The 14,211-nt window shown below is 73.8% G+C and carries 10 protein-coding genes and 1 pseudogene; 4 read left to right on the top strand and 7 right to left on the bottom strand.

The features are described from left to right. Nucleotides 1-247 precede the first annotated feature (247 nt). Both IHE55_RS09510 and IHE55_RS09505 read right to left on the bottom strand, forming a co-directional pair. The gene (locus IHE55_RS09510) at nucleotides 248-529 is read right to left on the bottom strand and encodes a hypothetical protein (protein WP_197988631.1); all 282 of its coding nucleotides are present in this window, start codon (nucleotides 527-529) and stop codon (nucleotides 248-250) included. Nucleotides 530-594: 65 nt separating this feature from the next. Next, nucleotides 595-1,527, bottom strand: coding sequence for a DUF4429 domain-containing protein (locus tag IHE55_RS09505; RefSeq protein WP_197988630.1), 933 nt, complete (start codon nucleotides 1,525-1,527; stop codon nucleotides 595-597). 222 nt (nucleotides 1,528-1,749) lie between these two features. On the opposite strand from IHE55_RS09505, the gene IHE55_RS09500 reads away from it, so the two are divergent. After that, nucleotides 1,750-3,354, top strand: coding sequence for a beta-N-acetylhexosaminidase (locus IHE55_RS09500; protein ID WP_197991897.1), 1,605 nt, complete (start codon nucleotides 1,750-1,752; stop codon nucleotides 3,352-3,354). A 277-nt stretch (nucleotides 3,355-3,631) separates the two neighbouring features. On the opposite strand, the gene IHE55_RS09495 is transcribed toward IHE55_RS09500, so the two are convergent. Genes IHE55_RS09495 through IHE55_RS09480 form a run of 4 tightly spaced genes read right to left on the bottom strand, consistent with a single transcriptional unit; the run spans nucleotide 3,632 to nucleotide 9,706 of the window. Then, on the bottom strand, nucleotides 3,632-4,786 hold the full coding sequence (locus IHE55_RS09495; RefSeq protein WP_197988629.1) for an acyl-CoA dehydrogenase family protein: 1,155 nt from the start codon (nucleotides 4,784-4,786) through the stop codon (nucleotides 3,632-3,634). Nucleotides 4,787-4,789: 3 nt separating this feature from the next. After that, on the bottom strand, nucleotides 4,790-5,734 hold the full coding sequence (locus tag IHE55_RS09490; protein WP_197988628.1) for a hydroxymethylglutaryl-CoA lyase: 945 nt from the start codon (nucleotides 5,732-5,734) through the stop codon (nucleotides 4,790-4,792). Continuing rightward, nucleotides 5,734-8,055, bottom strand: coding sequence for an acetyl/propionyl/methylcrotonyl-CoA carboxylase subunit alpha (locus IHE55_RS09485; RefSeq protein ID WP_232265503.1), 2,322 nt, complete (start codon nucleotides 8,053-8,055; stop codon nucleotides 5,734-5,736). Before IHE55_RS09485 ends, IHE55_RS09490 begins: the two co-directional genes overlap by 1 nt. Nucleotides 8,056-8,062: 7 nt before the next feature. Continuing rightward, nucleotides 8,063-9,706: a carboxyl transferase domain-containing protein gene (locus IHE55_RS09480; RefSeq protein WP_197988627.1), complete on the bottom strand. Its 1,644-nt coding sequence runs from the start codon at nucleotides 9,704-9,706 to the stop codon at nucleotides 8,063-8,065. A gap of 248 nt (nucleotides 9,707-9,954) precedes the next feature. Here IHE55_RS09480 and IHE55_RS09475 point away from each other — a divergent pair, with 248 nt between their 5' ends. From IHE55_RS09475 to IHE55_RS09465, 3 genes and pseudogenes are all read left to right on the top strand, one after another. Beyond that, entirely contained in the window at nucleotides 9,955-10,560 is a 606-nt protein-coding gene (locus tag IHE55_RS09475; RefSeq protein ID WP_197988626.1) for an SACE_7040 family transcriptional regulator, read from the top strand. A 410-nt stretch (nucleotides 10,561-10,970) separates the two neighbouring features. Continuing rightward, on the top strand, nucleotides 10,971-12,128 hold the full coding sequence (locus tag IHE55_RS09470; protein WP_197988625.1) for an acyl-CoA dehydrogenase family protein: 1,158 nt from the start codon (nucleotides 10,971-10,973) through the stop codon (nucleotides 12,126-12,128). A 40-nt stretch (nucleotides 12,129-12,168) separates the two neighbouring features. Beyond that, nucleotides 12,169-13,136 (top strand): annotated as a pseudogene (locus IHE55_RS09465) (acyl-CoA thioesterase). A 197-nt stretch (nucleotides 13,137-13,333) separates the two neighbouring features. On the opposite strand, the gene IHE55_RS09460 reads toward IHE55_RS09465, so the two are convergent. Further along, a complete protein-coding gene (locus IHE55_RS09460) occupies nucleotides 13,334-14,143 on the bottom strand; it encodes a phosphatase (protein ID WP_197988624.1) in 810 nt (269 codons plus the stop codon). Between the last annotated feature and the right edge of the window lie 68 nt (nucleotides 14,144-14,211).

Below are 14,211 nucleotides of genomic sequence, written 5' to 3'. Positions count from 1 at the left end.
GGCCCCGCGGCCCGCCCCCGGAAGCGGTCACCCCCGAAGCGGTCACCCCGGCGGCGGACGGCCCTGGTGGCGGACGGCCCTGGTGGCCGGCGGTCCGTTCCCGGCCGCGGACTCGGTCCGGCCGAGCGGGCCGTACCCGTCCGGGGGTCCGGTCCCGGAGGTCCGTCTCCGGAGGTCCGGTCCCGGAGCGGCGGTCCGACGGGCCGGCCGTGGTCCGGCCGTGGCCGGGTCCGGGCCGGCCGGCGGCTCAGCCGTAGACCATGCGGCGCAACTGCCGGAGCGAGAGCTCCGGTGGTGCCACCGCGCGGTGCGGCAGCTCCGCCGCGATCCGCTCGAAGATGTCCGCGTTGGTGAGGCCCCCGGACTGCAGTTCGCGGTGGCGACGGCGGACGAACTCCTCGGTCGTCTCGTCGAAGTACGCCAGCACATCCAGCACCACCCGGGCCGCCTCGCCGCGGTTGAGCGGCGTACTGCGCACCAGGTGGTCCAGGAGATCCTCGTGAAGCGAGGATGAACGGCGTTCGAGCACCCGTTGATACTGAGGGGAAGCGGAGAGTTTCGCAAGAATTCTGCCCGATATCGGGCAGGAGGACGCTAGAACCTGCGGAGTATCGCCTGTTTGGCCGCCGTGAACTCCTCCTCGGTCAGGACGCCGCCCTGCCACAGCTCGCCCAGCTCGCGGAGCCGGCGCAGCAGCGTGTCGTGGTCATCCGCACCCGCCGCGCCGCCCGGGGCGTCCCCAATGGCCGGGGCACCGCCGGCGACGGCCGGGGTGACCGGCTCCGCCGGGGCCGCGGGGACGGCGGCGGGGGTCGCCGGCGCGGGGGCCGAGGGGTGCGGCATCCGGGCGATCACCGCGGCCGCTACCAGGGCCATCAGCGGGTCCTTGCGGAAGCCGTACAGCTCGACGGCGTGCGGGTCGTACTTGGGCGGCGCCTTGGTGGACGCCTTGGCGACGGTGAACCGGAGGTAGCCGTTCTCCAGCCCCATGGCCGGCAGCCACTCCACCGCCTCCACGTCGGCCACGGTGAAGGTGCGGGACCCGGCCAGCTTCTTGGGCTCCTCGGTCTTCCAGTTCCACTCCAGCCGGATCCGGTCGCCGTCGAAGGAGATGGTGCCGTCCCCGGCGGACGCGGTCAGCGGCACGCTTGGACCGGGCAGCAGGAAACGGTCACACGGGCCCGTCGGCACCTGGTCCAGGAGCAGCGCGTTCCGCACCTCGTCCACGAAGTACTCCGCCACCCCCGTCCGGTCCGGCTCCACGCTCAGCCGGTAGGGGTCGGCGGCGTCCGGCAGCTTCCCGCGGGTGGCGAGCATCAGCGGGTCGGCGCCCTCGCGCAGCCTCAGCCGCAGCCGGCCCGACTTCCGGCCCGGCTCGTAGGCGATCCCGGCCACGGCCCGGAGGGGTACGGCCAGCTCCCCGAGGGCCTGCCGGGCGAGGTGGGTGCCCTTGTCGCGGCCCGGCACGATGCGCACCGTATCGCCGTCGAAGGTCCACGTCCCGTCCTTCTGGATGATCTCCGCCATGGGGTGAATTCTCGCAGCCGTACGGAGGGTGTACGGCGGACGGCCGGGAGACGCCTTGACCCTCCGGAACGGCGCACGGTACCCAGAGGCGGTCGGTGCTTCACCCCCTACCCGCACGGAGTTCCTCGACGTCCTCGAAAGGAACCGTCCATGCCAGGACGCCCGGCCCCGAACCCCTCACACCCGCCCCTCCCCCGCGCCCGCTGACCCCGCGTCCCCCGGCTGCTCGGGGCCCTGCTGCTGGCGGTCACCGCCGCCGGCGCGGGTGCCGCCGAGGCTGCGCCCGCGACGTCCGCGGCCACCGCCCCTCGCCCACGCCGGGCCGGGCCCCGCCGCGGGACCCTGCTCGCCCGGGTGGTGCCCGCCCCCGCGTCCGTCACCCGCGGCGGCAGCCCCTACACCCTCACCGGAGCCACCCGGATCAGGGTGCCGCGCGACTCGGCCGCCGCCCGCCGGGTCGGCGACCAGCTCGCCGATCTGCTCCGCCCCTCCACCGGCCTGCGGCTGCCGGTCACCACGGCCGAGGGCCCCGACGGCATCCGGCTGCGCCTGGTCACCGGCCGCCAGGCCCGGGAACTGGGCGCCGAGGGGTACCGGCTGGAGACCCGGGCCCGGTCGGCCACCCTCACCGCCCGCACCCCGGCCGGACTCTTCCACGGGGTGCAGACGGTACGGCAGCTGCTGCCCGCCTCGGTCGAGTCACGCACCCGCCAGGCGGGGCCGTGGCAGCTGCCGGGCGGCACCATCACCGATGTGCCGCGCTACGCCTACCGGGGCGCGATGCTCGACGTGGCCCGGCACTTCTTCACCGTGGACCAGGTCAAGCGGTATATCGACCAGCTGGCCCTGTACAAGATCAACAAGCTCCATCTGCACCTCTCCGACGACCAGGGCTGGCGGATCGCCATCGACTCCTGGCCCCGGCTGGCCACCTACGGCGGCAGCACCCAGGTCGGCGGCGGACCCGGCGGCCACTACACCAAGGACGACTACCGGGAGATCGTCCGGTACGCGGCGAGCCGCCATCTGACGGTGGTGCCGGAGATCGACCTGCCCGGCCACACCAACGCGGCTCTCGCCTCCTACGCCGAACTCAACTGCGACGGCGTCGCCCCGCCCCTCTACACCGGGACCCAGGTCGGCTTCAGTTCGCTGTGCGTCCCCAAGGAGGTGACGTACGACTTCGTGGACGACGTGCTCCGGGAGGTCGCCGCGCTCACCCCCGGCCCCTATCTGCACATCGGCGGCGACGAGGCGCACTCCACCAGTCACGAGGACTACGTGGCCTTCATGGACCGGGCCCAGGCGACCGTCGCCCGGTACGGCAAGACGGTGATCGGCTGGCACCAGCTGACCGCCGCCCGGCCCGCCAAGGGCGCCGTCGCCCAGTACTGGGGGCTGACCGGACGGGAGAAGGAGGTGGCCGACGCCGCCAAGGCCGGCACCAAGATCATCCTGTCGCCCGCCAACCGCTCCTACCTGGATATGAAGTACACCAAGGACACCCCCATCGGGCTGGAGTGGGCCGGCCTGGTCGAGGTGAAGCAGTCCTACGACTGGGACCCCGGCAACTACCTCCGGGACGCCCCCGCCTCGGCGGTGCTCGGGGTGGAGGCACCCCTGTGGTCGGAGACCATCTCGACCAGCGACCAGATCGAGTACCTGGCCTTCCCCCGGCTCGCGGGCATCGCCGAACTCGGGTGGTCGCCCGCCGCCCGGCACGACTGGGACGCGTACCGGGTACGCCTCGGGGCCCAGGGCCCGCGCTGGTCCGCACTGGGCATCGACTACTACCGCTCCCCGCAGGTGCCCTGGGCCGAACGCTGACCGCCCCGCCGCCGACCGGCGACTGCCTCCCCGCCGCTCGCTGACCGCCGACCGCCGATCGCTGACCGGCGACTGCCGACCGTCGGCCGCCGCTCGCGGACCGCCGGCGGTCGGCTGCGGGCTGTGGGCCGCGGGGCCGGGAGTGCCCGGACCGGGGTTCGCCGACTGCGGCGGGGTGGCCGGGTGCGGCCGCCCCGCCCCCGGGTGGTCCGGGAGCAGGGGGGTGTACTCCGTCCCGTTCCCGGGGCCGTCACCGGCCCGGGAACGGGACGGCCCCTCAGAGCCCCAGCTCGCGGGCGATGAGCATCCGCTGCACCTCGCTGGTGCCCTCGCCGATCTCCAGGATCTTGGAGTCCCGCCACATGCGGGCCACCGGGTACTCGTTCATGAAGCCGTACCCGCCGTGGATCTGGGTGGCCTCGCGGGCGTTGTCCACCGCGATCGTGGAGGAGTAGAGCTTGGCGAGCGCCGCCTCCTTCTTGAACGGCTCGCCGCTGACCAGCCGGGAAGCGGCGTCCCGCCAGGCCAGCCGAGCGGTGTGGGCCCGCATCTCCATGTCCGCGAGCTTGAACTGGATGGCCTGGTTGGCGCCGATGGGCCGGCCGAAGGCGTGCCGCTCCTTGGCGTACTTCACGGACTCGTCCACACAGCCCTGGGCCAGTCCGGTGGCCAGGGCGGAGATCGCCACCCGGCCCTCGTCGAGTATGCGCAGGAACTGCGCGTACCCCCGGCCCTCCTCACCGACCAGGTTGGTGACCGGCACGCGGCAGTCGGAGAAGGACAGCTCCCGGGTGTCGGAGGCGTTCCACCCGACCTTGGAGTACGGAGCGGCGACGCTGAAGCCGGGGGTGCCGGAGGGGACGATGATGGAGGAGATCAGCGGGGAGCCGTCGTCCTTGCGGCCGGTGACCGCGGTGACCGTGACCAGCGCGGTGATGTCGGTGCCGGAGTTGGTGATGAAGCACTTGCTGCCGTTGATCACCCACTCGTCGCCGTCCCGCACCGCGGTGGTCTTGGTGCCGCCCGCGTCCGACCCGCAGTCGGGTTCGGTCAGGCCGAAGGCGCCCAGGATCTCGCCGGAGCACAGCCGCGGCAGCCACTCCCGCTTCTGCTCCTCGGTGCCGAACCGGTAGATCGGCATGGCGCCGAGCGAGACCCCGGCCTCCAGGGTGATCGCCACCGAGGAGTCCACCCGGGCCAGCTCCTCCAGGGCGATGCCGAGGGCGAGGTAGTCGCCGCCCATCCCGCCGTACTCCTCGGGGAACGGCAGGCCGAACAGGCCCATCCGGCCCATCTCCCGGACGATCTCGTACGGGAACTCGTGCCGCTCGTAGAAGTCACCGATCTTGGGCGCGATGACATCGTGCGCGAACGCCTCGACGGTACGGCGCAGTTCTTCGTGTTCGGCGGAGAGCCGGTGGTCCAGCGACATGGCTCAGGACTCCTTCTGGGAGAGTGCACGGACGGTCCGCGAGGGGCTGGGTCGGCCCAGGTGGTCGGCCATCCACACGCTGGTGGCGGTGAGGCGGCCGAGATCGACCCCGGTCTCGATGCCGAGGCCGTCGAGCATCCACACCAGGTCCTCGGTGGCGAGGTTTCCGGTGGCGCTCTTGGCGTAGGGACAACCGCCGAGGCCGCCCGCGGAGGCGTCCACGGTGGTGACGCCGTGCTCCAGCGCGGCGAGGGTGTTGGCCAGCGCCTGGCCGTAGGTGTCGTGGAAATGCACCGCGACCCGGTCCACCCCCACGCCGCGCTCCGTGAGGCGGCCGAGGAGTGCCCGCACATGGCCGGGGGTGGCGACGCCGATGGTGTCGCCCAGGCTCAGCTCGTCACAGCCCAGCTCCATCAGCCGCACGGCGACCGAGGCGACCTGGTCCAGGGGGACCGGGCCCTCCCAGGGGTCGCCGAAGCACATGGACAGATAGCCGCGCACCCGCATCCCGGTCTCCCGGGCCCGGGCGACCACCGGGCGGAACATCTCCAGCGACTCGTCCACGGTGCGGTTGAGGTTCCGGCGGGCGAAGGTCTCGGTGGCGCTGCCGAACACCGCGATCCGGCGGACGCCCAGGGCGATCGCCCGGTCCAGGCCCCGCTCGTTGGGCACCAGCACCGGGAGGTCGGCGTCCACCCCGTCCAGCAGCGGTACGAGCTGTTCGGCGTCGGCGAGCTGGGGCACCCACTCGGGGCGGACGAAGCTGGTCGCCTCCACGGTCCGCAGCCCGGCGTCGGCGAGGCGGCGGATGAACTCCGCCTTCACCTCCACCGGCACCACGGTCTTCTCGTTCTGCAGGCCGTCCCGGGGGCCCACCTCGTGGATGGTGACGCGGGCCGGCAGGCCGGCTGCCGGCACGGCCATCGGCAGTCCGTCGGGCAGGGACATCACTCACGCTCCTCGCCGTCGCGCCGGGCGGATTCCTCGTCGTGCGGGGTGACCACGGCCAGCACCTGGTCCATGGCGACGGTGCTGCCGGGGGTCACGTCGAGTTCGGTGACGGTGCCGTCGTGCGGGGCGGAGATCAGGTGCTCCATCTTCATCGCCTCCACCACCAGCAGCCCCTGGCCGGCCGTCACCTCATCCCCCACGGCGGCCTTGACCACGGTCACGGTGCCGGGCATCGGGGCGGTCAGCGCACCGGCCCCGCCGGCCGCGCCGCCACCGCGCAGGGCGGCCTCCACCGGGTCGTGGTCGAGCAGGTGCCAGGTGTCTCCGGAGCGGCCCAGCCAGGTGCCCTCCGGGCTCCGTGCGACGGTGAACCGGTGGGTGATGCCGTCCCACTCGACCACCACATGGTCCTCACCCGCCCCCAGCAGCCGGGCGCGGACGGACCGCGGAGCCCCGGCGGTGCCGTCGCCCGTCCCGGGGGCGACCGCGTCGTCCGCGGGCCCCGACCGCTCGACCCGGACCTCGGCGGCACCGGACAGGCCCCGCACCCGGACCGTCACCGGCGACTGCCCCGGCAGCCGCAGCTGGTGCACCGTCCAGGCGGGCTCGCCGCCCAGCCGCCAGCCGGTGGGCACCGAGAAGGGGTCCACCCAGCCGGACGAGTGCGCCCCGCTCCCCGGCCCGGGGCGCCCGGGCAGCAGGTCCGGGCCGCCGGCCGCCGGTCCGGTACCGGTGGCGCTGCCCGGCTGCAGAGCCGCCTGGCGCAGCAGCGCGGCGGCCGCGAACACCTCGTCGGGCACCTCCGTCGGCACCAGCGTCGCGGCGTCCCGGTCCACCAGGCCGGTGTCGAGGTCGCCGGAGACCACGGCCGGGTGGTCGAGCAGCCGGCGCAGGAAACCGACATTGGTGTCGAGGCCCAGCACGGTGGTGCGGGCCAGTGCGCCGCTCAGCCGGCGCAACGCGGTGGCGCGGTCCGGACCGTAGGCGATGACCTTGGCGAGCATCGGATCGTAGACCGTGCCGACCTCGGTGCCCTCGGTGAGCCCGGAATCGACCCGCACGCCCTCGCCGTCCGGCTCGGCCAGGGCGCGCACGGTGCCGGCCGAGGGCAGGAAGTCCACCCTGCCGTCCGCCACCCGGGCGGTCTCCGCGCAGATCCGGGCCTCCACCGCGTGGCCGGTGAAGGTGATGTCGTCCTGGGCGAACGGCAGCCGCTCACCGGCGGCGGCGCGCACCTGCCACTCCACCAGGTCCAGCGCACCGTGACCGGCGACCGAGACGGACAGCTCGGTCACCGGGTGCTCGACCTGGAGCCGGGTGTTCATCTCCATGAAGTAGTACGGGCGCGGGGCACCCTCGGTGCCGCCGGCCGGGGCGTCACCGGGCACGATGAACTCGACCGTGCCGGCGCCGACGTAGCCGCAGGACCGCGCCGCCTGCACCGCGGCCTCGCCCATCGCCTGCCGGGTGGCGGCGTCCAGCAGCGGGCTGGGCGCCTCCTCGATGATCTTCTGGTGGCGGCGCTGGAGGGAGCACTCCCGCTCCCCGAGGTGGACCACGTGGCCGTGGGCGTCGGCGAGCACCTGGATCTCGATGTGCCGGGGCCGGTCGATCCACCGCTCCACCAGCAGGGTGTCGTCGCCGAAGGAGCCGCGCGCCTCCCGCCGGGCGGCGGCGATCTCCTCGGCCAGCAGGGCCTCGTCGCGGACCAGCCGCATGCCCTTGCCGCCGCCGCCGGCCGAGGGCTTCAGGAGCACCGGCATCCCGATCTCCCGGGCCGACGCGGCCAGCTCCTCGTCGCTCAGTCCGCTGCCGGAGGAGCCCGGCACCACCGGCACCCCGGCCGCCCGCACCGTCTCCTTGGCGCGGATCTTGTCGCCCATCAGCTCGATCGCCTCGGCCGTCGGGCCGATGAACACCAGGCCTGCCTCGGCGCACGCCCGGGCGAAGGCGGCGTTCTCGGCGAGGAAGCCGTAACCGGGGTGGACGGCGCGGGCGCCGGTGCGCCGGGCGGCGTCCAGCAGCCGCTCGATGGACAGATAGCTCTGGGCGGCGGGGGCCGGGCCGATACGGACCGCGGTGTCGGCCTCCCGCACATGGCGCGCGTCGGCGTCGGCGTCGCTGAACACCGCGATGGAGCGGACTCCCAGCCGGCGAAGGGTGCGGATCACCCGGACCGCGATCTCGCCCCGGTTGGCGACCAGGACACCGCCCGCGCCGGACGGTGCGCCGCCGGCCCGGGCTGCGGCCGCGGTGCGGTCGGCCGCGTCCGCCGCGTCCGGGGTGAACGCCGTTGCTGCCGTGAACATCGTCTGCATCCCCTCGTCACATCCGGAAGACGCCGTAGCCGGGCGCCGCGGGGTCCTTCTCGGGCAGCGGTGCGTTGGCGCAGGCGGTGAGCGCCAGCCCCAGCACCGTGCGGGTCTCCAGCGGGTCGATCACACCGTCGTCCCACAGCCGCGCGGTGGCGTAGTAGGCGCTGCCCTGGGTCTCGTACTGCTCGCGGATGGGGGCCCGGAACTCGGCCTCGGCCTCCTCGCTCCACTCCTCGCCACGCGCCTCCAGCTGGTCGCGCTTGACGGTGGCCAGGACCGAGGCGGCCTGCTCGCCGCCCATCACCGAGATCTTGGCGTTGGGCCACATCCACATGAACCGCGGCGAGTACGCGCGGCCGCACATCGAGTAGTTGCCGGCGCCGTACGATCCGCCGATGACCACCGTCAGCTTGGGCACCCGGGTGCAGGCCACCGCCGTGACCATCTTGGCGCCGTGCTTGGCGATGCCGCCCGCCTCGTAGCTCCGGCCCACCATGAAGCCCGAGATGTTCTGGAGGAACAGCAGCGGGATGCCGCGCTGGTCGCACAGCTCGATGAAGTGGGCGCCCTTCTGGGCGGACTCGGAGAACAGGATGCCGTTGTTGGCGACGATGCCCACCGGGTGGCCGTGGATCCGGGCGAAGCCGGTCACCAGCGTGGTCCCGAACTCGGCCTTGAACTCGGCGAACCGCGAGCCGTCCACCAGCCGGGCGATGACCTCGCGGACGTCGTAGGGCGTGCGCGAGTCCACCGGGACCGCGCCGTACAGCCCGGCCGGATCGACCGCGGGCTCCTCGGTGGCGGTCACCCGCCACGGCAGCTCCCCGCGCTGCGCGGGCGAGGCGGGCAGGGTGGAGACGATGGACCGGACGATCCGCAGCGCGTGCGCGTCGTCCTCGGCGAGGTGGTCGGTCACCCCGGAGACCTTGGAGTGCACCTCGCCGCCGCCCAGTTCCTCGGCGGTGACCACCTCACCGGTGGCCGCCTTCACCAGCGGCGGGCCGCCGAGGAAGATCGTGCCCTGCTCGCGCACGATCACCGCCTCGTCGCTCATCGCGGGGACGTACGCGCCGCCCGCGGTGCAGGACCCGAGCACCGCCGCCACCTGCGGGATGCCGGCGCCGGACATCCGCGCCTGGTTGTAGAAGATGCGGCCGAAGTGCTCGCGGTCGGGGAAGACCTCGTCCTGCATGGGCAGGAAGGCGCCGCCGGAGTCCACCAGGTAGACGCACGGCAGGCGGTTCTCCAGGGCCACCTCCTGCGCGCGCAGGTGCTTCTTGACCGTCATCGGGTAGTAGGTGCCGCCCTTGACGGTGGCGTCGTTGGCGACCACGACCACCTCACGCCCGGACACCCGCCCGATGCCGGCGATCACCCCGGCCGCCGGGGCCTGCCCCCCGTACATCCCGTCCGCCGCCAGGGGCGCCAGCTCCAGGAACGGCGACCCCGGGTCCAGCAGCGTGTCCACCCGGTCGCGCGGCAGCAGCTTGCCGCGGGCGGTGTGCCGCGCCCGCGCCTTCTCACCACCGCCCAGCCGCGCCACCGCGAGCTTCTCGCGCAGCCGCGCCGCCAGCTCGCGGTGCGCGCTCTCGTTGGCGCGCCACGCGTCGGACGCCGGATCGGCGCCGCTTTTCAGCACCGGTGCCTGCTCCATTGGTCACGAGCCCCCTTGCCCGAATCCGCTCCGACCGCTTTGTGCGCGGTGTCCGCCGGGACGCCGCGGTGCCGGTTGCCGGGGAGCGGGGAGGATGCCGGCGGCGCGGTGACGGACCTGTCCGGTCCCTCTCGGCCGCGGCGCGCCGGCCCGCCCGCCCGTCGGCTCCGGCCTCCGGTCGGTTAATGAGCGTTAACCTGTTCCCAACAGGTTAACGACCACTAACCCGCCTGTCTAGAATCAATTTCATGAGCACCCACGCGCCCGCCCCCACCCGCCGTGAACAGATCCTGCGGGAGGCCGCCCGGCTCTTCGCGGAGCGCGGGTTCCACGGGGTCGGCGTGGACGAGATAGGCGCCGCGGTCGGCATCAGCGGGCCCGGCCTCTACCGCCACTTCGCGGGCAAGGAGGCGATGCTCGCCGAGCTGCTGGTCGGCATCAGCGGCCGGCTGCTCACCGGCGGCAAGCGGCGGGTGGCGGAGGCCGCCGCCGCGGGGCTGCCGCCCGCCGCCGTGCTGGACTCGCTCGTCGAGGGCCACATCGACTTCGCCCTGGACGACCGCCCGCTGATCACCCTCCACGACCGGGAGCTGGACCGGCTCCGGGAGAGCGACCGCAAGCTGGTGCGCCAGCTCCAGCGGCAGTACGTCGAACTGTGGGTGGACGTGGTCCGGCAGGTCTACCCGGACCTCGCCGAGCGGCCCGCCAGGGCGGCCGTGCACGCCGTCTTCGGGCTGCTCAACTCCACCCCGCACCTGGGCCGCCCCGGCGGGCTTCCCGGGCGTGACGCCACCGCCGCGCTGCTGCACCGGCTGGCGCTGGGCGCCTTCGGCGCGGCGTCCGGCACCTCCTGACGGCCGTCCGGGCGGCGCCGGCGGGCGTGGGGTGGTGTCGCGGGGCACCCGGGGTGCCCGTGACGGCGCCGGGGTGCGTCCGTGGTGGGCCGACGTGCGTCCCCGTGGTGGATGGGGCGCACGTCCGTCGACGTGCGCCCGGGGCGCGGCGCGTTCCTCGCGGCCCAAGCCGAGGGGGTGCCGGGTCGAGGTTCCGGTGGGCCGGGTGCGCGGGGTGGCGGCGCCGGGCGCGCCCGCGGCGGCCCCGGCCCCGGGTGGCGCCGTACGCGGTCCGGCTCGCCCGCCGTCCCGCCCTGGACAGCTCACTGACCGACGGGTAACTTTCCGGAACGGGAACTGAGCAAGCGCTTAGAGCGTTGTCGGGTTGTTCGGGCGATGGACCGTCGGACCGCGCCAGTGGAGGGACCAGCATGCGTCGCACGGTGTTCAACGAGGACCACGAGGCGTTCCGCGAGACGATCCGGGACTTCATCGCGGCGGAGGTCGTCCCCCACTACGACCGGTGGCGGGAGGCCGGACAGGCGCCGCGCTCCTTCTACCGCAAGCTGGGCGAGCTGGGGATCTTCGGGATCGAGGTGCCGGAGGAGTACGGCGGCGCCGGTCAGCGCAGCTTCAAGTTCAACGCGATCATCACGGAGGAGACGGCGCGCGCCGGGGTCAGCTTCGGCGGCAGCGGCGTGCACACCGCCCTCTGCCTCCCGTACCTGCTGAAGTACGCCGACGAGGAGCAGAAGCGGCGGTGGCTGCCGCCCTTCGTCACCGGCGAGATGATGACCGCGATCGCCATGACCGAGCCCGGCACCGGCTCCGACCTGGCCGGGATGAAGACCACCGCCAAGCTCTCCGCCGACGGCACCCACTACGTCCTCAACGGCGCCAAGACCTTCATCACCGGGGGCGTGCACGCCGACCGGGTACTGGTCTGCGCCCGCACCGCGCCGCCCACCCCGGAGGACCGCCGGGCCGGGATATCCATCCTGGTGGTGGACGCCAGGAGCGAGGGGTACGCGGTCGGCCGCAAGCTGGAGAAGCTGGGCCTGCACACGTCCGACACCGCCGAACTGTCCTTCACCGACGTGAAGGTGCCGGTGGAGGACCTGCTGGGCGAGGAGGGCGCGGCGTTCGGCTACCTCGGCCAGAACCTGCCGCAGGAGCGGCTGGGCATCGCCGTCGGCGCCTACGCCCAGGCCGCCGCCGCGGTGGAGTTCGCCAAGGAGTACGTCCGGGACCGCACGGTCTTCGGCAAGCCGGTGGCCTCGTTCCAGAACACCAAGTTCGTGCTCGCCGACTGCCGTGCCGAGGTGGACGCCATGCAGGCGGTCGTCGACCGGGCGCTGGAGGCGCACGACGCCGGGGAGCTGACCCCGGCCGACGCGGCCTCCGCGAAGCTGTTCACCACCGAGCGGGCGGCCGTCGTGATCGACAAGTGCCTCCAGCTGCACGGCGGTTACGGCTACATGATGGAGTACCCGATCGCACGGCTGTACGCGGACACCCGGGTCAGCCGCATCTACGGCGGCACCAGCGAGGTCATGCGCTCCATCATCGCCAAGTCGATGGGCCTGTGAGCCGCCCGGCGGCCCGCACCGGGGACCGGACGTACCGATCATGAACGAGGCACTGCGCGGCCTGGTCGAACTGCTCGACCTGGAGCGGATCGACCGGGACATCTTCCGGGGCGCCGGCCGTTCGTCGCTGGTGGAGCGGGTCTTCGGGGGCCAGGTGGCGGCGCAGGCCCTGGTGGCGGCCGGCCGTACCGTCCCCGAGGACCGCCCGCCGCACTCGCTCCACGCGTACTTCCTGCGCCCCGGTGACCCGGGCGCGCCCATCATCTACACCGTGGACCGGATCCGCGACGGCTTCTCCTTCACCACCCGGCGCGTGGTGGCGGTGCAGCACGGGCAGCCGATCTTCCACCTCTCGGCGTCCTTCCAGGTCCACGAGGAGGGGATGGAGCACCAGGAGCCGATGCCGGACGTCCCCGACCCGCTGACCCTGCCGACCGCGGGGGAGCTGTTGCCCCGGTACGCCCACCTGTTCGCCGACCCGGAGCGCACCACCCGCCGGATGCTCCAGGCCCGCGCCGCGGTCGACCTGCGGTACGTGGACGGGCCGCCGTACGCCTCCGTCGGCGAGCCCCGGGAGCCCACCTCCCAGGTGTGGTTCCGGACCAGCGGCACGCTCGACGGCGCCCACGACCACACCTTGCTCCACATCTGCCTGGCCACCTATGTCTCCGACATGACGCTGCTGGACTCGGTGCTCCTGGCCCACGGGCGCGGCGGCTGGGCGGTGGGCGACGTGGTGGGTGCCAGCCTGGACCACGCGATGTGGTTCCACCGCCCGTTCCGCGCGGACGAGTGGCTGCTGTACGACCAGGCGAGCCCCTCAGCCTCCGGCGGGCGGGGGCTGGCCCGGGGAGGATCTTCACCCGGGACGGGCGGCTGGCGGTGTCGGTGATCCAGGAGGGCATGATCCGCACCCCGCGCGCCCGGGCCGCGCGGCGGACGTCCGCGGGCGGGGCGTCCGGCGGCGCGCCGTCGCCCGCCGCCGGGGGACGACGGACGGGGCTCTGACCGGGGAGCCGGATGCCGCTTCCGCGGCCGTTTCCCGCCCGGGCCGGGGCCGGGACGGGGCTAGGGGGCCGGTTCCGGTGGCGTCCCGCGCGTGCCGGGCGGGCCCGCTCAGCCGGGGAGGAGGTCGGCTCAGCCCCGGATACGGGAGGTCGGCTCAGCCGGGAGGAGCGACCGGCTCAGCCCGGAAGGGGGTCGGCTCAGCCCCAGGAGGGGAGGCCGGCCGCTTCCAGCAGATAGGCGGTCATCGGGTCGTAGAACCGCGGGTTGGTCACATGGTCGTCCAGCGGCACCACCACCGCGAGGGTGCCCTCCGCCTCGCCGAGGAAGAGCGCCGGGTCGTTGCAGTCCGCGTAACCGACCGCGGTGATCCCGCGCTGGCCCGCGCACCCCGCCCAGCCGTGATCGGCCACCACCAGGTCCGGCAGCGGCCGGCCCTCGCGCTCCAGGCCGTCCAGGACCGCGGCCATCGGGGCGGGGGAGTGGGTGTGCCACAGGGTGGCGCCCCGCTCCAGCACCGCCACGTCGGCGAACTGGAAGACGTATCCCTCGTCGGCGGTGAGCCCGCCCGGGATCTCCACGATCTCGCAGCCCGCGGCCCGCAGCGCCGCCGCTGTGGCCCGGTGCACGTCCAGCAGCCCGCCCGGGTGGCCGGTCGCGAAGAGCACCCGCTGCCGCTCCTTCGCCGCCTTCCGCAGCACCGCCGCCATCCGGTCCAGCGCCCCGACGGTCAGCTCCGGGTCGATGGTGTCCTGACCCATCCGGTGCAGCGGGTCGTCGACCACGCCGCACCGCTCCGCCATCACGGCCAGCACGTCCTGCTCGTCCGCCCAGCGGTCGCCGAACTCCAGCCCGAACCAGTAGTACCGGTCACCGTTCGCGAGCCTGCGGTAGTGGGAGAGGTTGTTGTCGCGAGGGGTGGCCACATCGCCCGCGATGCGGGTGCGGACCAGGTGGTCGATGAGTTCGGCCCGGGTCGGGACAGGGCTGGCTATCGGCATGCGGCCCATTCTCCCCCCTGAACCCGGTAAATGGACATGGTGTCCAAATAGCCGGACTGGAGACTCGGGAACGTACA

Origin of the sequence: Streptomyces pactum, assembly GCF_016031615.1 — a bacterium.
Lineage (GTDB): Bacteria > Actinomycetota > Actinomycetes > Streptomycetales > Streptomycetaceae > Streptomyces > Streptomyces pactus.
Note: the sequence above shows the minus strand (reverse complement) of the source record. Positions and strands in the feature narration are given on the sequence as shown.